The sequence below is a fragment of the Streptomyces sp. NPDC048420 genome (assembly GCF_040651535.1).
In the GTDB taxonomy this organism is placed as follows: Bacteria; Actinomycetota; Actinomycetes; order Streptomycetales; family Streptomycetaceae; genus Streptomyces.
Map to the genome: position 1 here is coordinate 247952 of NZ_JBEZKG010000010.1, position 18690 is coordinate 266641.

An 18690-nucleotide genomic window follows, 5' to 3' on the forward strand; every position below is an offset into this window, starting at 1 on the left:
GCGACCGGCTAGCGAAGCCGCTGCGAAATCACCTTCGAGACACCGTCGCCCTGCATGGAGACGCCGTACAACGCGTCGGCGACCTCCATGGTCCGCTTCTGGTGCGTGATCACGATGAGCTGCGAGGCCTCCTGCAGCTCCTGCATGATGCGGATCAGCCGCTGCAGGTTGGTGTCGTCGAGAGCGGCCTCGACCTCGTCCATGACGTAGAACGGACTGGGCCGCGCCTTGAAGATCGACACCAGCAAAGCTACGGCGGTGAGGGACCGTTCGCCACCGGAGAGCAGGCTGAGCCGCTTGACCTTCTTGCCCGGGGGACGCGCCTCGACGTCCACGCCGGTGGTGAGCATGTTCTCGGGGTCGGTCAGGATCAGCCGCCCCTCGCCGCCCGGGAAGAGCCGGCTGAAGACACCCTCGAACTCCCTGGCCGTGTCCCGGTAGGCCTCGGTGAAGACCTGCTCGACTCGCTCGTCGACCTCCTTCACCACCTGAAGGAGGTCGGCGCGGGTCTTCTTCAGGTCCTCCAGCTGCTCGCTGAGGAACTTGTGCCGCTCCTCCAGCGCCGCGAACTCCTCCAGCGCGAGCGGGTTGACCTTGCCGAGCTGCTGGTAGGCCCGCTCGGCCGCCTTGAGCCGCTTCTCCTGCTCGGCCCGGTGGAACTGCTTCGGCAGGTTGCGCGGATGCTCCGGGTCCTCGGGCAGCTCCTCGCCCTCGGCCGGCGGAGAGGGCGGGACCAGCTGGTGCGGGCCGTACTCGTCGACGAGCCCGGCCGGCTCCACACCCAGCTCCTCCAGCGCCTTGGTCTCCAGCTGCTCGATCCGCATCCGCTTCTCGGCACCGAGCACCTCGCCCCGGTGGACGGAGTCGGTCAGCTTGTCGAGCTCCGCCTTGAGATCGCGGCCGGTGTTCCGGGCGGCGGTCAACTCCCGCTCCCTGAGCGCCTTGGCGGCGTCAGCGGCGGTCCGCTCCTCGTCCGCGCGCGCGAGGGACACCTCGACGTGCGCGAGCAGCTGCCGGGTGCCGGAGGCGACGGCCTCGGCGACGGCAGCCTCGTGCCGCAGCCGCGCCTTGCGCTGCTCGGCACGCGCGCGTGCCTCGCGCTCCGCGCGGGCCGCACGGTCCAGGGAGTCGGCCCGTCCGGCCAGTCCCTTGACCCGCTCTTCGTGCGTACGGACCTGGAGGCGGGCCTCCATCTCGGTCTGGCGGGCGTTGGCGCCGTCGGCGGCGAGACGGTCCCGTACCGACGTGTCGGGCTCCTCCTCGACCGGCATCTCCTCGGCGACGGCGAGGCGTTCGGCGAGTTCCTCGACCTCTTCGAGGGCCTTCTCCAGTGCGTCCTGCGCTCGCGCGGCGGCCGCGGTGGAGCGCTCCGCCTCACCGGCGGCTCCGCGGGCCTGGCCGGCGAGGCGGCCGAGCTGCTGGGCGACGGCTGACTTCTCCCGGTCCGCGGCACGGCGGCGCTCTCCGAGCTCCTCCACTCGGGCCGTGCACTCCTTGCGGTGTACCACCGCCGCGTGCTGGGCCTCGCTGAGTTCCTCGCACTGCACGGCCAGCTCTTCGAGTTCGGCGGCGGCCTGGTCGACGGATGCCTGCACTTCGAGGAGGCTGGGGGCGCCCGCGGAGCCGCCGTGGGCGAAGTGGGCGCCGAGTAGGTCGCCCTCGGCGGTGACGGCGGTGAGGTGGGGGTTGGCGTAGACGAGGTCTTCGGCGTCTTCGAGGGTGTTGACGACGACGATGCCATGGAGCAGGCGGCGGACGGCCGGCATGAGGTCGGACGGGCCGCGGACGAGATCTGCCGCGTGGTGCCGTGCGGCGTCCGCAGGTGCGTCGTGGCTGGCCGCGCCCCCAAAGGGCACGTCTTCTGGGGCCCCTGCCAAGAGGAGTGACGCTCGGCCCGCGTCCTGCTTCCGCAGCAGCCTGATCGCGTCGGCCGCCGCCGAAGGCGAGGTCACCGCCAGGGCGTCCGCCGCCGCGCCGAACGCCGCCGCCAGTGCCACCTCGTGCCCCGGTCTCACCGTCAGCAACTCCGCCGCCGGACCCAGCAGTCCGGTGAGACGATCCTTCGCGCCGAGCAGCGCTCCCGTCCCGTCCTTCCTCCGCAGTCCCATTGCCAGCGCGTCATGCCGGGCCTGCGTCGCGGCGCGTTTGCGTTCCGCCGCCGTGACCGCCTCTCGGGCCACCGTTAGTGCTGCCTCCGCCTCGGCAAGCCTGCGCTTCGCCGCGTCATGCTGTTCCGCCAGCTCCGCGTCGCCCGCGTCCAGGCCGTCGACCTCGGCCTTCAGCGCCTCGTACTCCTCCTGAGCGGCGAACGCCCGCTCCTGGGCCTCGTCCCTCGTGGCGGCGAGGCGGTCGATCTCGGCCTGGGCGGAGGCGGCGCGGGACCGGGCGGCGTTGACCTGACCGCTCAGACGGGCAAGGCCTTCGCGGCGGTCGGCGATGGCCCGGGCCACGTCCTTGAGGCGTCGTTCCTCCTGGGTGAGCGCGCGCTCCAGCTCGGCGCGGTGCGCGACCGTGTCCTCCAGTGCGTGCTCGGCCGCCTCCAGGGCCGCTTCCAGCTCGGCCTCCTGTTCCCTGATGCGGGCGGCCTCGCGCTCCATGTCCTCGGGGTCGCGGCCCCGGCGCTCCTCGGGCGGCGCCGAGGTCGCGCTCTTCACGCGGGCGTCGGCCAGGGAGATCGTGCCGCGGACCCGTTCCGCGAGCTGGGAGAGTTCGTACCAGGTCTGCTGGGCCCGCTGGAGCCGGGGCGTGAGCTGCCGTACCTCGTCCTCCAGGAGCGCCTCGCGCTGCAGGGCCTTCTTCAGCTCCTGCTCGGCGGCCTCCTTGCGTTCCTTCAGCGCGGCCTCGTCCGCGACCTCGGTCTGCAGCGCCTGCCGCAGTCGTACGAGATCGTCGGCGAGCAGGCGCAGACGGGCGTCCCGCAGATCCGCCTGGATCACGGCGGCCCGCCGAGCCACCGCCGCCTGTCTGCCCAGCGGCTTCAACTGGCGGCGCAGCTCGTCCGTCAGGTCCTGCACGCGCGCGAGGTTGGCCTGCATCGCGTCCAGCTTGCGCAGCGCCTTCTCCTTGCGCTTGCGGTGCTTGAGGACGCCGGCCGCCTCCTCGATGAAGGCGCGGCGGCCGGTCGGATCGGCGTGCAGGACCGAGTCGAGCTGGCCCTGGCCGACGATGACGTGCATCTCGCGGCCGATGCCGGAGTCGGACAGGAGGTCCTGGATGTCGAGGAGGCGGCAGGTGTCGCCGTTGATCTGGTATTCGCTGCCGCCGTTGCGGAACATGATCCGCGTGATGGTGACCTCGGCGTACTCGATGGGCAGGGCGCCGTCGGAGTTGTCGATGGTCAGGGACACCTCGGCGCGGCCCAGCGGGGGGCGGCCGGTGGTGCCGGCGAAGATGACGTCCTCCATCTTGCCGCCGCGCAGCGACTTGGCGCCCTGCTCGCCCATCACCCAGCTGAGGGCGTCGACGACGTTGGACTTGCCCGAGCCGTTCGGCCCCACGACACACGTGATCCCCGGTTCGAACCGGAGTGTGGTCGCCGAGGCGAACGACTTGAACCCGCGGAGGGTCAGGGCCTTGAGGTGCACGCCGCCGGACTCTACCTTCCGGGCCTGTCTCACTCCATGAACGCGCTGTTTCCCGCGGTTTCACCGTTGAACGTGCAGGGCACACCAAACGTTAAAGAGGGTGAAAGGATGCACGGGGGAAAGAAAGAAGGGACGCCGAAGCGCCCCTTGCAGACTCTGACAACTTAGCGGTTGATACGGGCCGCCCGACCACTGCTTGAGCTGTCGTGGAGCGATGCAGTGATCAGGTGAGCGCAGGCTCCGCCTGGTGTGCGTCGATGCTCTCCATGATCCTGTCGTGAGAAGCGGCAGCCGCGAGCGCGTCGTTCTCCGCCTGGATCCGTACGAGCTCGGATTCCAGGTCCTGGACGCGCTGCTGGAGCCGTCGCATCTCGGCGAGGAGTCGAGGGTCGGAGCCGCCGACGTAACCGAGAAGCGCCTTTGCCATGATGGATGGTCCTCCACACTGAGTGACCGACCGAAGCGGTGTGGGTCGTGAGGGATTCGCACCCGCGGTGCTTGACACTGTTGAGTTCGTGCTGCCGTTCATCCATGCCAAACAGCGAAGGTGCGCGGGGTGCTTTCAGCGTCTCACCAAAAAGTTTGACGGTCAACACGATCACGCCCCGTATTGGTGGGCGACCGGGCCGGCGCGGCTTCGGAAGGGCGGCGCTACGGCTCCCGCGGGACCCCCGGGGCGTGACGATCAATCTTAGGTGCGGAGCCTGCCACGACCGACGCTTCTTGGCAACCACCAGCGTCTTTCTGCTTCAGGCAGGTGCCAGTGGCATGTCCCTCCGCTTCCGCCTGGGCCGTTTTACAGAAACGGCTCATCGGATGGCGAAGCCGTCGTAACCCCCGCGAGGTGTGTCCCAGATCTCGGTGACGCCGTCCACGCGACCGGGCGTGTCGTCACCCTGGAGCCAGTCGAGGAGTCCCTGACATCCCTTCCGCGGTCCCTCGGCGACCACTTGGACGCGTCCGTCGCCCAAATTGAGAGCAAAACCACTCAGGCCGCCGATCTCCAGGGCCTTGGCCCGCGTGAACCAGCGGAAACCCACACCTTGGACGCGTCCTCGCACCCAGGCGACCAGTCGCACATCCTCGTTCATGGGTGCAACCTAACCGGCCAAAGTCTCTCTGGACACTCCCTCCCCTGGCGCCATGCGGTACTGTCCGCTGCCAATGAATCTCATACGAAACTCACTCGATCGTGTGAGTTTTGTGATTTTGGTTGACCGGGGGGACGCGTCGACCTCACACACGAGGACGAGGAAGGCAAGCACATGGGACGCCACCGACGCTCCGCCGCCGGCCGCGCCGCCACGGGCCGCGCCACGGGGGTCACAGAGACATACGGCTCCCGCGGGAGCGGCTACGACCCACAGGACTCGTACAACTTTGCTTCGAGGGGCACCGCGACCTACCTGAGCCACGAAGAGCCCGACCCCTACGCGCGCAGTGACGCCTACCTGTTCGCGTCGGAGGAGGAGTACGCGCTGTACCGGGGCGAGGGCTACCCGCCCGCCGACGGTCCCCGGCGCGGCGGCTCGCACCGGCGCCGTAAGAAGAGCCTGGTCACGCCGGTCAAGACCGGTCTGCTCGGGGTCTCCGCGGCCGTCGCGATCGGCACGGTCGCGGTGGCCACCGGTGTGGTGCCCGGCCTGGACAACTACAAGCTCGGCGGTGGCAGCAGCACCGGCGGCGACATCCAGGCGGCGGGCTCGCCGACCAACTCCCCGGCCGAGCAGGGCGGCACCTCCGGCAGCGCCGAGAACCGCGAGGACGGCTCGTCGACGAGCCGGGACGCCGACCGCGCCTCTTCGCCGTCGCCGTCTCCCTCGACATCGACGGCCACGCCGAGCGAGAAGCCGACCGAGAAGCCGAAGAAGCCGGCGGCCACCCCGAGCAAGAAGCCGAAGCCGGCTCCTTCCCAGAAGGAGCGGGAGCCGGCGAAGAAGGAGACCGCCGCGCCGGTGGAGGTCTCCACGGAGGCCGCGGCCGCGGCCCAGGTCCTGGAGCTGGTCAACGTCGAGCGGGCCAAGGTCGGCTGCAGCCCGGTCGCCGCCAACAGCGCGCTGGCCGATCTGGCCACGGCCTTCAGCAAGACCATGGCCGACCAGGGCTTCTTCGACCACACCGACCCGAGCGGCGCCACCCCGTGGGACCGCGCCGGAAAGGCCAGGATCACCAACCTCGGCGGCGAGAACATCGCCCGGGGCCAGGCCGACCCGGCGGCGGTCATGGAGGCCTGGATGAACAGCCCCGGCCACAAGGCCAACATCCTGAACTGCGACTTCAAGACGCTGGGCGTGGGTGTGGTCTTCGGTTCGGGCGGTCCCTGGTGGACCCAGGACTTCGGGTACTAGAGGAAACACCGAGACGGGGTTGTGCTAACTTTCGGTTAGTGCAACCTGTCGGTTAGTGCTGTTTTCCAGTACGCTCGACATATGGACACCACGCAGCAACCCCTGGAGGCGCAGGACCTCCCGTACGACGTGTTCGCCAAGGCCTGCCCCTCGCGCGGCACCCTGGAACACGTGACGGGCCGCTGGGGCGCACTCACGCTCGGCGCCCTGTACGAGGGCTCGCTGCGCTTCAACGAGCTGCGCCGCCGGGTCGACGGCGTGAGCGAGAAGATGCTCTCCCAGACGCTCCAGTCTCTGGAGCGCGACGGCTTGGTGCACCGTGAGGCCCAGCCCACCAACCCACCCCGGGTCGACTACGAACTGACCCCGCTGGGCCATGAGCTCGCCGAGCGGCTGCTGGGCCTCATCCACTTCCTCGAGGGCCGCATGGACGACGTCATGGCCGCCCGCATGCGCTACGACGTGACGCGCGGCGCCCGCTGACACCTCGGGCAGAAGTAGCTGGACCGGTTCATCCAGGGCCGTCGGCGCATCGGCGTACCGCACCGCTTGCAGGGCAGTCCCTCCCGGCCGTACGCGTCGAGGGACCGGTCGAAGTACCCGGACTCGCCGTTGACGTTGACGTACAGGCTGTCGAAGCTGGTGCCGCCGACCTCCAGGGCCGCGTTCATCACATCCCTTACGTGGCCGAGGAGTTCGGCCGTGCGCGGACGGGTGAAGCCGGCCGTGGGGCGCTCGTAGTGGATGCGGGAGCGCCAAAGGGCCTCGTCCGCATAGATGTTGCCGACTCCGCTGATCAACGACTGGTCGAGCAGGGCCCGTTTGATGGTCGAGCGCTTGCGGCGCAGGGCCTGGTGGAAGGCGTCGTCGTCGAAGAGCGGGTCGAGGGGATCGCGGGCGATGTGCGCGATGACGTCGGGCAGACCGTCGGGGGTGTTGTCGTGCAACGACAGCCCGCCGAAGGTGCGTTGGTCGACGAAGCGCAGTTCGGTGTCCACCTCGTCGGCGAACCTCACCCGGATCCTGAGGTGCTTCTCGTCGGGTGCCGAGTGCGGCTGCACCAGCAGCTGGCCGCTCATGCCGAGGTGCGCCAGGACCGACTGGTCGGTGTCCTCCAGGGGCAGCCACAGGTACTTGCCGCGGCGGCTCGGGGTGCCGACGCGGTGTCCCTTGAGCCGGTGCGCGAAGTCGTCGGCGCCGGCGAGGTGACGGCGTACGGCACGCGGGTGCAGCACCTCGGCCTCGGCGACCGTACGGTGGGCGACCCACCGTGCGAGGCCCCGCCGTACGACCTCGACCTCGGGCAACTCGGGCATGGGGCTCCCCCGTCACGGACCGGTGTATGAGCGGAGCGCCCGCCCCGGTGTTCAGGGGCAGGCGCTCGGCTGCGCTGTTCTTCCGGACGCCCTGTGTGCGGGCGTCGGGCCTCAGGCGGAGACGGACGACGGGCCTTCGTCGTCGTCCTCAGCGGGTGGGACGGCCTCGACGGCCTTTTCGGCCGCCGCCTTGGCGCGCTCGTCCGCGGCGGCCCGGATGGACCTCCAGGCGGACTCCGCGGCCTGCTGCTCCGCCTCCTTCTTGCTGCGGCCGGTGCCGGTGCCGTACGAGACGCCTCCGACGCGGGCGGCAGCAGTGAAGGTCTTCTCGTGGTCGGGGCCGGTCTCCGTGACCAGGTACTCGGGCACACCGAGTCCTTCGGTCGCGGTGAGCTCCTGGAGACTGGTCTTCCAGTCCAGGCCGGCACCGAGGTTCGAGGACTTCTCGATCAGCGGGTCGAACAGGCGGTGCACCAGTTCGGAGGCCGCGTCGAGGCCCTGGTCGAGATAGACCGCACCGATCACCGCTTCAAGGGTGTCGGCGAGGATGGATGCCTTGTCCCGGCCTCCCGTGCCCTCTTCACCCCGGCCGAGCCGGATGAAGGAGCCCAGTTCGAGACCGCGACCGACCTCCGCCAGCGCACGCGAGTTGACCACCGCGGCCCGCAACTTGGCCAGTTGGCCTTCGGGCAGGTCGGGGTGGGTGGTGTACAGCGTGTCCGTGACCACGAGGCCGAGCACGGAGTCCCCGAGGAACTCCAGCCGCTCGTTGGTCGGCAGACCGCCGTTCTCGTATGCGTAGGAACGGTGGGTCAGCGCACGCACCAGAAGGGCGGACTCGAGCTTGTACCCGAGCCGCCCTTCCAACAGCGTGTGGGACGAGGCCTGGTTGTCGCCCGAGTTCTTCTTCGGCGTGGACACAGTGCCTCTCACCAGCCGCTCAGACCTCGAGGACCTGGCGCTTGTTGTAGGTGCCACAAGCGGGGCACGCGATGTGCTGCAGCTTGGGCTCGTGGCAGCGCTCGCACGCAACCAGGGTGGGGACCGCAGCCTTCCACTGCGACCGGCGGTGGCGCGTGTTGCTGCGCGACATCTTCCGCTTCGGAACAGCCACGGCTACTTCTCCTGCTTCTCGTTGGCGGGCGCCGATCGAGGCGCTTCGCCACTCATCTCGTCCTTCTCGCCGTCTTCGAGTGAACCGGCGAGTCCCTGCAGTGCCGCCCAACGGATGTCGACGGCGTCATGGTGGTGGTCCGGGTCGTCCGCCAGCCGGGCTCCGCACTCGGAGCACAGGCCGGGACAGTCGTCCTGGCACACCGGCTGCATCGGCAGTGCGAGCACCACCGCATCGCGCAGCACGGGTTCGAGGTCGAACAAGCCGTCCTCGATGAAGAGCATGTCCTCATCGTCCTCGGCGTCGTCGGCCGGTTCCGCTTTTACGCGGCCACGGTCGTCGGCGTCGGGGTACGAGAACATCTCCTGGAAGTCCGCTTCGAGCTCCAGCTCAAGCGGCTCCAGACACCTTACGCACTCCCCCTTGGCCTGTGCACGGGCGGTGCCTGTGACAAGCACCCCTTCCATGACCGACTCAAGACGGAGGTCGAGCTCGACCGGGGCGCCTTCCGGCACTCCGATCACTCCCTGGATCCCGAGATCCTTGGGAGCGTCGATCTCACGGGTCAGGCGCTGCAGCGCACCAGGACGCCGTCCCAGCTCGTGTGTGTCGAACACGAGAGGGTTGCGGTGGTCGAGGCGGGCGTTCAGAACCATTCCTGCTTTCGATCTTCGAGCTCAGAGGGACGCTGCCCTTCGGTGTTCCCGGGCAGCGTTGATCGCGGACGTACACGCGACCGAAGAGCCAGGATACTGGACCTTTCCCTCAGGGCCCAATCCGGTGGTTCGTTACTGGCCGCGACCCTGCTCGTACGCCCTCAACTGCTCCGGCGTGATCATGCCGGTGTCGAAGAGGCTGGTCTCGTCGAGGGCGTAACTCTGCTGGGCCTGCTGGGGCTGTTGGGGCTGCTGGGCCTGGTTCGGGTCGTACGCGGCCTGCTGCTGGTCGTAGCCCTGGTAGGCGTAGGGATCGGCCTGCTGGTAGCCGTACGGGTCCTGCTGGGCGTACGGATCGGGCTGCTGCTGGTAACCGGCGTAGGCGTCGGTCTGCTGCTGGTAGCCGTACGTCGGCTGCTGGGCGTAGTCCGGCTGCTCGGCCTGGGGCCGGGCGTGGGCACGGGCGTCCTGCTCCGCGAGGGCGGTGAGGTCGGCCAGGTAGTCGGCGTCGCTGGAGTGCTGGACGGTGGAGGTGTCGTCGGCGAGGGCGCCGAGGTCGTCCGTGGCGATACGGCCGTGCAGCTTCTGGCGGCCGCGGCCGACGGCCTCCAGGGTCTTGGCGAGGACCGCCTCGAAGGCGCCGAGTTTGGCGTCGACGTAGGAGTCGGCGTCCTTGCGCAGGGTCTCGGGGTCGTGGCTGCGCTCGGGGGCGTCCTCGTCCTCGTAGCCGTTCTCGTCGAGGCCCGGGCCGGTGCCGAGGAGCTTCTCGCGGCCGCGGCCGACCGAGCCGAGGGTCTTGGTGAGGACGACCTCGAAGTTGGCGAGCTTGGAGTCGACGTAGTCGTCGGCCTCGGCACGGACCTCCTCGGCCTCCTGGCGGGCCTCGTTCAGGATGCGGTCGGCCTCGGCCTGGGAGCGGCGGGCGACCTCGGTGTCGGAGATCAGGGAGCCCCGCTCGGCGTGCGCCGTGGAGATGATCCGCTCGGCCTCCTGGCGGGCCTGTTCGACCATCTGCTCGCGGCCCCCGATCAGCTCCTGGGCCTGCGCGAGGGAGCCGGGAAGGGCCTGGCGCACCTCTTCCAGCATCGCGAGCAGTTCGGCGCGGTTGACCATCACCGAGGCCGACATGGGCATCGACCGAGCGCCGGAGACCGTGGACACGATCTCGTCGAGCTTCTTCTGCACGTCCACCTGTGCTCGCCACTCTCTACAGCTGTGTTGGAGACGGACGGGACGACTGTAGCCCCATCAGTCCTTGCGCAGGCGCTTGTTGAGTGCCTCCAGGACCAGCGGCGGGACCAGGTGGGAGACGTCTCCGCCCCAGGTCGCGACCTCCTTGACGAGCGAGGAGGACAGGAAGCTGTAGGTGGGGTTGGTCGGGACGAAGAGGGTCTCGACACCGCTCAGGCCGTTGTTCATCTGGGCCATCTGCAGCTCGTAGTCGAAGTCGCTGACCGCGCGCAGGCCCTTGACGATGGCCGGGATGTCGCGTTCCTTGCAGTAGTCGACGAGGAGGCCGTGGAAGGCCTCCACGATCACGTTGCCGTACTCGGCGGTGACCTCGCGGATCAGGTCGATCCGCTCGTCGATCTCGAAGAGGCCCTTCTTGGACTTGTTGATCATCACCGCGACGTAGACCTCGTCGTACAGTCTGGAGGCGCGGGAGATGATGTCGAGGTGTCCGTTGGTGATCGGGTCGAACGACCCGGGACAGACGGCGCGGCGCACTTGAGATCCCTCGCTCTCCGGTCCGGTCATCGTGCGTCTTCGCACGTAGAGGCGTTGTCGCCCATGGCGGCGCGACCGTACCAAAACGTTCCCTCGCCGTAGCGACGGGCCTTGACCGGCTCGAAACCGGGCGGCCAGCGGAATTCTCCGCCTCTGGTGCTGCGCTCCACGGTGACCAGGGCATCCGGTGCGAGCCAGTGTTCGGCGCGGAGTGTGAGGAGAATCTCCCGAAGATCGTGATCTGTGACTCGGTAGGGCGGGTCGAGGAAGACGATGTCGTACGGCTGTGTCGGCGCCGGTTGTTGAATGATCTGTTCGGCTTTGCCCGCCCGCACCTCGGCGCCGGGCAGACCGAGGTTCTTGACGTTCTCCCGGATCGTGCGGGCCGCGCGGGCGTCGGCCTCGACCAGGAGGGTGTGGTCGGCGCCGCGGGACAGGGCTTCCAGGCCCACCGCGCCTGAGCCCGCGTACAGGTCGAGGACCCTCTCCCCCTCCAGGGAGCCGCCCAGGAGGGACTCCCAGGTGGAGAGCAGGCCTTCTCTGGCGCGGTCGGAGGTGGGGCGGGTGCCGTTTCCCGGGGGGACGGCGAGTCGGCGTCCGCCGGCCTTGCCGGCGATCACGCGGGTCATCTTCGGTCCTTGTTCAGGGATGGTTTCGGGATAGCTAGGAGTTCAGTTTCTCAGCCCTTTTCCAGGTACTGCTCCCTCTCCTCGTCCAAAAGCGCGTCCAGAGCCGTGCGCAGGCCGGGAAGACCCGTCAGCTCCGGGTCGGCTTCCACCACCGCCGTCGCCTCCTCCCTCGCCTCCGCGATGATCTCCTCGTCCTCGATGACCGCGAGGACCCTCAGGCTGGTCCGGGCGCCGGACTGGGCCTGGCCGAGGACGTCTCCTTCTCGGCGCTGTTCCAGGTCGATGCGGGACAGCTCGAAGCCGTCCAGCGTCGACGCGACCGCGTTGAGGCGCTGGCGGGCCGCGCTGGCCTCCGGCATCTCCGTGACCAGGAGGCACAGGCCCGCCGCCGAGCCCCGGCCGACCCGGCCGCGCAGCTGGTGGAGCTGGGAGACGCCGAAGCGGTCGGCGTCCATGATGACCATCGCGGTGGCGTTCGGGACGTTGACGCCGACCTCGATGACCGTGGTGGCGACCAGGACGTGGGTGTCGCCGGCGGCGAAGCGGCGCATGACCGCGTCCTTGTCGTCGGGGTGCATCCTGCCGTGCAGGACCTCGACGCGGAGGCCGCTCAGGGGGCCCTTGGTGAGCTGGTCGGCGATGTCCAGGACGGCGAGCGGCGGGCGCTTCTCGGCCTCGTCCTCGGCGGACTTCTTCTTGGCGGACTTCTTGGGGTCGGCGGGTTCGTCGATGTCGTCGCCGATGCGGGGGCAGACGACGTAGGCCTGATGGCCGTTCTCCACCTCCTCGCGGACCCGCTCCCAGGCGCGGCTGAGGAAGTGGGGCTTGTCGGCGGCGGGCACCACATGGCTGGCGATCGGGGAGCGGCCGGCCGGGAGCTGGTCGAGGACGGAGGTCTCCAGGTCGCCGAAGACCGTCATGGCGACCGTGCGAGGGATGGGGGTGGCCGTCATGACCAGGAGGTGGGGCGGTTGCTTGCCCTTGCCGCGCAGGGCATCGCGCTGCTCGACCCCGAAGCGGTGCTGTTCGTCGACCACGACCAGGCCCAGGTCGTGGAACTGCACCTTGTCCTCGATCAGCGCGTGGGTGCCGATCACGATCCCGGCCTCGCCGGTGACCAGGTCCAGCATCGCCTGCCGTCGCGCGGCCGTCCCCATCGAACCGGTGAGCAGGACGACCTTGGTGGCGTGCTCGGATCCGCCGAGCATCCCGCCCTCGGCCAGCTCGCCCATCATCTCCACGATCGAGCGGTGGTGCTGCTGGGCGAGCACTTCGGTGGGGGCGAGCATGGCGGCCTGGCCACCCGCGTCGACGACGGCGAGCATGGCGCGCAAGGCCACCATCGTCTTGCCGCTGCCCACCTCGCCCTGGAGCAGCCGGTGCATCGGGTGGTCCGTCGCCAGGTCGTCGAAGATCTCCTGCGAGACCTTCCGCTGGCCCTCCGTGAGGGTGAAGGGCAGGCGGTCGTCGAAGGCCGTGAGGAGGCCGTCGGGGGCGGGTTTGCGTGGGACCGCGGGGAGTTGGGCGTCCGCGTGACGGCGGCGGGCCAGGGCCACCTGGAGGACGAAGGCCTCGTCCCACTTGAGCCGGGCGTGGGCGTCGGCGATGTCGGCCTTGGTGTGCGGGCGGTGGATCTTGAGGAGGGCCTCGGGGAGGGTGACGAGGCCCCGGCCCTCACGGAGGGACTCCGGGAGAGGGTCGACCGCCTCCTGGGCGCTCGGCAGGACCGTCTGGATGGCCTTGCCGATCTTCCAGGACTCCAGTTTGGCGGTGGCGGGGTAGATGGGGATCAGGGCACCTGCCCAGCTCTCCACCGTCTCCGCTGCCTCGTCGTCGGCGCCGCGCAGCAACTCGTAGGCCGGGTGCGCGAGTTGGAGGCGGCGGTTGAAGAGGGAGACCTTGCCGGCGAACAGCGCGCGGGTGCCCGGCAGGAGTTCCTTGTGGGGTTTGTGGACGCCGTTGCCGAAGAAGACCAGTTGGAGGCGGCCGCTGCCGTCCGTGATGGTGACCTCCAGGCGCTGCCCCTTGCCGCGCGGCGCCTTGGCGGAGGCGAAGGTGTGCAGACGGGCGTCGGCGACCTGGGCGACCACGGTGACGTGCTCGTCCATGGGCAGGTCGGCGAGGTGGGTCAGCTGCCCCCGCTCCTCGTATCTGCGCGGGTAGTGGTGCAGGAGGTCGCCGACGGAGTGCAGGCCGAGGTGCTCGGCCATCACCTTCGCGGTGGCGGGGCCGAGCACCTTCTTCAACGGTTCTTCCAGTGCGGGCACGAGATCCATTGCACACCACGCCACTGACATTGCCGTATACATACCGGGAAACCCCTGGTCAGACGGCTGGTTGGGGGCATACGATGGCGCGCTCCGGCCATCCGCCCGCGGTCACCGCCCCACCCGGGACCGCCCGACCCCGCGCCGCGCGAACGTTCCCCCCACCGGCGCTGCGACGATGGATTCCCAGACCTCACAGTCATCTCAGACACCCCAGGTACCTCAGCAGCCTCATACATTCCAGGTCGACCTGCGCGGTCTGGTGGACCTGCTGTCCCATCACCTCTACTCCAGCCCCAAGGTCTATCTGCGCGAGCTCCTTCAGAACGCGGTGGACGCGATCACGGCCCGGCGGGCCGAGCAGCCCGACGCCCCGGCCAGAGTGCGGTTGTACGCCGAGCAGGGTGCCCTCAGGGTCGAGGACTCCGGGGTCGGGCTCACCGAGGCTGATGTGCACAACCTGCTGGCCACCATCGGACGCAGCTCCAAGCGTGCCGAGGGACTTCAGGAGGTGCGCTCCGACTTCCTCGGGCAGTTCGGCATCGGTCTGCTCGCGTGCTTCGTGGTGGCCGAGCGGATCCGGGTCGTCAGCCGCAGCGCCCGTACGCCGGACGCGCCGCCCGTGGAGTGGACGGCGAGCGACGACGGTTCGTACCGGGTGCGGACGCTGCCCCACGACGCCCGTCCGGAGCCGGGGACCACCGTGCACCTGGTCGCGCGGGCGGGTGCCGGCGAGTGGCTCGCGCCGGAGCGGGTCCTCCAGCTGGCGCGGGACTTCGGCGCCCTGCTGCCGTACGACGTCCGGGTCGGCGACGAGGCGGTCACCGATCTGCCCGCGCCCTGGGACCGGCCGTACCCCTCCCCCGCCACCCGCAGGGTGGCCCTGGCCCGGCACTGTCACGAGCTGTTCGGCTTCACTCCGCTGGACTCGATCGAACTGAACGTGCCGCTGGCCGGCATCCGGGGCGTGGCGTACGTCCTTCCCTCGGCGGTCAGTCCCGCCCAGCGGGCGACCCATCGCGTGCACCTCAAGGGCATGCTGCTGACCGAGCGGGCCGAACAGCTGCTGCCGGACTGGGCGTTCTTCGTGCGCTGTGTACTCGACACGGACAGCCTGCGGCCCACGGCCTCGCGCGAGTCCCTGTACGAGGACGAGACGCTGGCCGCCGTACGGGAGGCGCTCGGGGAGCGGATCCGGGCCTGGCTGACGGTTCTGGCCGCCGGTGATCCGGAGCGGCTCGCGGCCTTCCTGTCCGTGCACCACCTGGGCGTGAAGTCGCTCGCCCGGCACGACAAGGACATGCTGCGCACGATGCTGCCGTGGCTGCCCTTCGAGACGACCGACGGACGGCTGTCCCTGGAGGAGTTCGCCCAGCGGCACGCGGTGGTGCACTTCACGCGGACCGTCGAGGAGTACCGGCAGGTCGCGCCCATCGCCTCCGCGCAGGGCGTCGGGGTGGTCAACGGCGGTTACACGTACGACAGCGACCTGGTCGAGGCGCTGCCCTCGGTGCGTCCTGGGACGGTGGTCGCCGAGCTGGACGCGGACACCGTGACGGCCCACATGGACCTGGTCGATCCGGCCGAGGAACTCGCCCTGTCCGGCTTCCTGGCGGCCGCGCGGGCCAGGCTCGATCCGCTGGGCTGTGACGTCGTCCTGCGTTCCTTCCGGCCGCTGTCGGTGCCCGCGCTGCACCTGGACGACCGGGACGCCCGGCACGAGCAGGCGCGGGCCGAGGCCGAGGGGCAGGCGGACGACCTGTGGGCTGGCATCCTCGGCTCGCTGCGCGGGAGCGCCCCACGCGTGCGTCTCGTGCTGAACCATCTCAACCCGCTGATACGGCGGATCGGTTCGCTCGGCGATCCGGAACTGATCGGCACCGCCACCGAGTCCCTGTACGGGCAGGCGCTGCTGATGGCCCAGCGCCCGCTCAGGCCCGCGGACTCCGCGCTGCTGAACCGGGCCTTCATAGGCCTCCTGGAGTGGGCCACGAACGGCGAGGAGGCCCCCTGATGAGCGCAGCCGACGGGAGCGCGGCCTTCGACGCGCTGCGCCGGGCGATGGCGGAGAACTCCGAGGAACCGGAGGGGCCCGCCCGCAACGCGCGCGCGGAGCAACTGCTCGCCGAGGCGGAGAAGCTGAACATCCCGCTCGCGGTGATCGAGGCTCTCGGACACCAGCTGAAGGTCTACAACTACAGCTCCGAGAAGGCCAAGATGTTCGTCCCCTTCGCGCGGCTGCTGCGCATCTGGGACGAGCACCCCGAGGACTTCGACGAGTACGAGACGCACTCGCTGCACTGGGTCTTCAAGTGGATGACGACCGGCATGCTCGACCAGCCGCACGTCCCGCTCGCCGCCATGGAGAAATGGCTCGGCGAGATGGAGCACCGCTACCGGCTGGCAGGGCACTCGGAACGGGCCGTGCGCAGTGCCGAGTACAGCGTCGCCGCACACGTCGGGGACCTGGCGCGGGCTGAGCGGGCGTACACCGCGTGGCTGGCCGCCGACCGGGACGCCATGGCCGACTGCCATGCGTGCGAGCTGCACGAACAGGGCTGGTGGCAGTCGCAGAACGGCCGGGACGAGGAGGCGCTCGAGCTGTGGACGCCGGTTCTGGCGGGCGAGTTCACCTGTGCCCATGAGCCGCACGCGGCCCTGGCGTCTTCTCTGACGCCCTTGCTGCGGCTGGGGCGGCTCGACGAGGCGCGCGCCAACCATCTGCGGGGCTTCAGACTCGTGCGGTCCATGGAGAGCATGCGCGGCGCCTACGCGGACCATGTCGAGTTCTGCGCGCTCAGTGGCAACGAGGCCCGCGGCCTGGAGCTGCTCGCGGAGCGTCCCGCGTACTTCACGGACGACGGTCATCCGCGCAGCAAGCTGGACTTCATGTCCGTGGTCGCTCTGCTCATGGACCGGCTGACCGAGGTGGGCCTGGGCGAGCGGGCGGTGCCGGGGCCCGCGGGCCGGTCCTGGACCGCGGGCGAACTCGCCGTCCACGCGCGCGAGGCGGCGCTCACGCTGGCCGCCCGCTTCGACGAGCGCAACGGCACGGCCCATGTCAGCGAACGGGCACGCGCGCGTATGGCGCAGCGGCCGCTGGTGGAACGGCTGCCGCTGGGGGTGCGGGCGACCCGGACGATCGCCACTCCCCCGGTGACGGTCCCCGCGAGCGCTCAGGAGCCCGATCTGCCGGCGCTGATCGCCGAGGCCCGGCGTCTGTCCGACACCCTGCAGCCGAACGCCGTGGAGGCGTGGGCGGCGGTCGGACGGGCCGCGCAGGGCGTGCGGCTGGACCCGCGCGACCGGGCGGAGATCGCCGACCACGCGGCGATGGACCTGGGCCCCGCGGGCATCGAACTGTTCGAGCAGGCCGCGGAGTTGTACACGGAGGCAGGCGACCCCGGAGAGGCGCTGGCGGCACGTACACGTGCGGCGTACGTACGCGCGCTGACAGGGGAAGTGGACGAGGCACTGGCGGCGGTCGCCGGGCCGTACGACGAGATCCTCGCGCTCTACGCCGTGGACGGCACGGGGGTGCCGCAGACGGCGTCGGTGCTGATGTCCCGGGCGCGGATCCTGATGCGGCGGGTGCACGAGAGCGGGGACGAGGCGTGCCTGTCCGCTGCCGAGTCGGCCGTGCGGGAGGTGCTCGCGCTCGTGGAGGGGCGGACCGGGGACGACGTACGGCTCGCCGCGCGGGTCGCCGAGGCCCAGACGATGCTGGCGGAGCTGGCCGCGCGGACCGGGGACCTGGCGGGGGCCGCGGAGCTGTTCATGCGGGGCGCGGAGGGGTTCGTGGCGGCAGGGCTGCCGTGGTTCGCGGTGGAGTACGAGGCCCGGCTCGCCGGACTCAGGCACCATCTGGGCGACCCGGCCGGGACCGAGCGGGCGCTGCGGGCGGCCCTGGAGCACGGCGGACCGCACCTGGAGGCGGCCGGGCGGGCCCAGCTGCACCTCCAGCTCGCCGAGGTCGTCGGCGGCACAGGACTCGCCGAGGAGGCCGCCGAGCATGCCCTGGAGGCCGCGCACTGGGCCGACGAGGCCGGGGACGGCCCGACGCTGGGCGCCCTGGCAAGGCAGCAGTTGGGCGGGTTCCTGCTGCGCCTTGGCCGGTGGGCCGAGGCCGCGGAGGTGCTGGAGTCGGCGCTGCCCGACCTGAGCGCCGAGACGCACAGCGACGGGGCGGTCGTACAGGCGCTGTGGTGGCTCGGCGACTGTCTGAGCGAGCTGGGCGAGCACCGGGAGGCGGCCGAACGGCGTCTGCAGGCCGCCGAGATCGCCCGGCACTGGCCCGAGCAGCACGACCACGCGACCCTCGCCCACCTCGCCGCCGAGTCCCTCGGGGCGGCCGGCCTGCCCGCCGAGGCGGACCGGGCGTACGCACGCGCGGGCGGCCTGTGGCGCGAACTCGGCAATGTCCACGGCCTCATCCGCTCCCTGCGCGCCCGCGCGTGGCTCGCGCTGCGCTTTGAGGACGACGGGGCGGGCGCGGCACGGGAGTTGATGGCGGACGCGGTCCGGGAGTGCGAGGCCGCGCTGGGGGACGTACAGGCGGACGAGGAGGCACGGCAGCGGCTCGTCTCCGAACTCGGGCACACCCACCGGCAGTTCGGCGATCTGCTGGCCCGTTCCGTGCCCGAGGACGCGGAGGACGACTCGATCCGGGCCGTGCTGGAGGAGGCGCTGGCCGAGGTCGCCGAGGCGATCGCGGTGTTCGCCTCGCTCGGCGACGGCGCCCTCGACGCCCGGACCGGCGCCGAGCTCGCGGCGGGGTGGCTGGCGGCCGACCTGAGCCGTCCGGCGGAGGCGGCGGCACACGCGCGTGCGGTGCTCGACGCCTACGGTGCCGGCGACGGGACGACACGGTTCCGTCGCGACGTCGACGGTGGGACGGCACAGGCCCGTCGCGACGTCGACGACAGGACGCCACAGACCCGTCGCGACGTCGACGACGAAACGGCACAGGCCCGTCGTGCCGAGGCCGAGCAGATACTCGGGCTCATGGAGGAGCAGGAGGGCTGATTCCCCGCCGGTCCCCCGCCCCG

At 70.5% G+C, this 18690-nt stretch carries 15 protein-coding genes; 4 read left to right on the top strand and 11 right to left on the bottom strand.

The features are described from left to right. Window positions 1-8: 8 nt before the first annotated feature. The 3 genes from smc to AB0D34_RS20410 all read right to left on the bottom strand — a co-directional run bounded on the left by smc (window position 9) and on the right by AB0D34_RS20410 (window position 4675). Complete coding sequence (gene smc, locus AB0D34_RS20400) at window positions 9-3584, bottom strand: chromosome segregation protein SMC (RefSeq protein ID WP_362663278.1); 3576 nt, start codon at window positions 3582-3584, stop codon at window positions 9-11. A gap of 223 nt (window positions 3585-3807) precedes the next feature. Then, window positions 3808-4011 (bottom strand): hypothetical protein, encoded by a 204-nt coding sequence (locus AB0D34_RS20405; RefSeq protein WP_016432419.1) that lies wholly within the window; start codon window positions 4009-4011, stop codon window positions 3808-3810. Between the two features lie 382 nt (window positions 4012-4393). Beyond that, window positions 4394-4675, bottom strand: a complete 282-nt coding sequence (locus tag AB0D34_RS20410; protein ID WP_362663280.1) for an acylphosphatase — start codon at window positions 4673-4675, stop codon at window positions 4394-4396. Window positions 4676-4849: 174 nt separating this feature from the next. Here AB0D34_RS20410 and AB0D34_RS20415 point away from each other — a divergent pair, with 174 nt between their 5' ends. Beyond that, the gene (locus AB0D34_RS20415) at window positions 4850-5932 is read left to right on the top strand and encodes a CAP domain-containing protein (RefSeq protein WP_362663282.1); all 1083 of its coding nucleotides are present in this window, start codon (window positions 4850-4852) and stop codon (window positions 5930-5932) included. Window positions 5933-6013: 81 nt separating this feature from the next. Further along, window positions 6014-6415: a helix-turn-helix domain-containing protein gene (locus AB0D34_RS20420; RefSeq protein WP_362663284.1), complete on the top strand. Its 402-nt coding sequence runs from the start codon at window positions 6014-6016 to the stop codon at window positions 6413-6415. On the opposite strand, the gene mutM is transcribed toward AB0D34_RS20420, so the two are convergent. The 8 genes from mutM to recG form a co-directional block, all read right to left on the bottom strand. After that, the gene (gene mutM, locus AB0D34_RS20425) at window positions 6388-7248 is read right to left on the bottom strand and encodes a bifunctional DNA-formamidopyrimidine glycosylase/DNA-(apurinic or apyrimidinic site) lyase (protein WP_362663286.1); all 861 of its coding nucleotides are present in this window, start codon (window positions 7246-7248) and stop codon (window positions 6388-6390) included. The two genes, AB0D34_RS20420 and mutM, sit on opposite strands and share 28 nt — an antisense overlap. Window positions 7249-7359: 111 nt before the next feature. Beyond that, window positions 7360-8169 (bottom strand): ribonuclease III, encoded by an 810-nt coding sequence (rnc, locus tag AB0D34_RS20430; protein WP_362663514.1) that lies wholly within the window; start codon window positions 8167-8169, stop codon window positions 7360-7362. A 19-nt stretch (window positions 8170-8188) separates the two neighbouring features. Further along, window positions 8189-8362: a 50S ribosomal protein L32 gene (gene rpmF, locus AB0D34_RS20435; RefSeq protein WP_006139588.1), complete on the bottom strand. Its 174-nt coding sequence runs from the start codon at window positions 8360-8362 to the stop codon at window positions 8189-8191. Between the two features lie 2 nt (window positions 8363-8364). Further along, window positions 8365-9018, bottom strand: a complete 654-nt coding sequence (locus tag AB0D34_RS20440) for a YceD family protein (protein WP_362663288.1) — start codon at window positions 9016-9018, stop codon at window positions 8365-8367. 132 nt (window positions 9019-9150) lie between these two features. After that, entirely contained in the window at window positions 9151-10209 is a 1059-nt protein-coding gene (locus AB0D34_RS20445; RefSeq protein WP_362663290.1) for an ATP synthase F0 subunit B, read from the bottom strand. 57 nt (window positions 10210-10266) lie between these two features. Continuing rightward, the gene (gene coaD, locus AB0D34_RS20450; protein ID WP_057616492.1) at window positions 10267-10746 is read right to left on the bottom strand and encodes a pantetheine-phosphate adenylyltransferase; all 480 of its coding nucleotides are present in this window, start codon (window positions 10744-10746) and stop codon (window positions 10267-10269) included. Between the two features lie 26 nt (window positions 10747-10772). Next, window positions 10773-11375, bottom strand: a complete 603-nt coding sequence (gene rsmD / locus AB0D34_RS20455; RefSeq protein WP_362663292.1) for a 16S rRNA (guanine(966)-N(2))-methyltransferase RsmD — start codon at window positions 11373-11375, stop codon at window positions 10773-10775. Between the two features lie 50 nt (window positions 11376-11425). Next, window positions 11426-13651 (bottom strand): ATP-dependent DNA helicase RecG, encoded by a 2226-nt coding sequence (gene recG, locus AB0D34_RS20460; RefSeq protein ID WP_362663294.1) that lies wholly within the window; start codon window positions 13649-13651, stop codon window positions 11426-11428. Window positions 13652-13820: 169 nt separating this feature from the next. On the opposite strand from recG, the gene AB0D34_RS20465 reads away from it, so the two are divergent. Together AB0D34_RS20465 and AB0D34_RS20470 are read left to right on the top strand one after the other, a co-directional pair. Further along, a complete protein-coding gene (locus AB0D34_RS20465) occupies window positions 13821-15656 on the top strand; it encodes an HSP90 family protein (protein WP_362663296.1) in 1836 nt (611 codons plus the stop codon). Next, the gene (locus tag AB0D34_RS20470; protein WP_362663298.1) at window positions 15656-18667 is read left to right on the top strand and encodes a tetratricopeptide repeat protein; all 3012 of its coding nucleotides are present in this window, start codon (window positions 15656-15658) and stop codon (window positions 18665-18667) included. Before AB0D34_RS20465 ends, AB0D34_RS20470 begins: the two co-directional genes overlap by 1 nt. The last annotated feature ends 23 nt before the right edge of the window (window positions 18668-18690 follow it).

Coding starts and splice junctions, on each gene's coding strand:
- AB0D34_RS20465 (WP_362663296.1), top strand. CDS start 13,821: ATGGATTCCCAGACCTCACAGTCATCTCAGACACCCCAGGTACCTCAG.
- recG (WP_362663294.1), bottom strand. CDS start 13,651: ATGGATCTCGTGCCCGCACTGGAAGAACCGTTGAAGAAGGTGCTCGGC.
- rsmD (WP_362663292.1), bottom strand. CDS start 11,375: ATGACCCGCGTGATCGCCGGCAAGGCCGGCGGACGCCGACTCGCCGTC.
- AB0D34_RS20440 (WP_362663288.1), bottom strand. CDS start 9,018: ATGGTTCTGAACGCCCGCCTCGACCACCGCAACCCTCTCGTGTTCGAC.
- AB0D34_RS20405 (WP_016432419.1), bottom strand. CDS start 4,011: ATGGCAAAGGCGCTTCTCGGTTACGTCGGCGGCTCCGACCCTCGACTC.
- AB0D34_RS20415 (WP_362663282.1), top strand. CDS start 4,850: ATGGGACGCCACCGACGCTCCGCCGCCGGCCGCGCCGCCACGGGCCGC.
- AB0D34_RS20410 (WP_362663280.1), bottom strand. CDS start 4,675: ATGAACGAGGATGTGCGACTGGTCGCCTGGGTGCGAGGACGCGTCCAA.
- AB0D34_RS20420 (WP_362663284.1), top strand. CDS start 6,014: ATGGACACCACGCAGCAACCCCTGGAGGCGCAGGACCTCCCGTACGAC.
- AB0D34_RS20470 (WP_362663298.1), top strand. CDS start 15,656: ATGAGCGCAGCCGACGGGAGCGCGGCCTTCGACGCGCTGCGCCGGGCG.
- mutM (WP_362663286.1), bottom strand. CDS start 7,248: ATGCCCGAGTTGCCCGAGGTCGAGGTCGTACGGCGGGGCCTCGCACGG.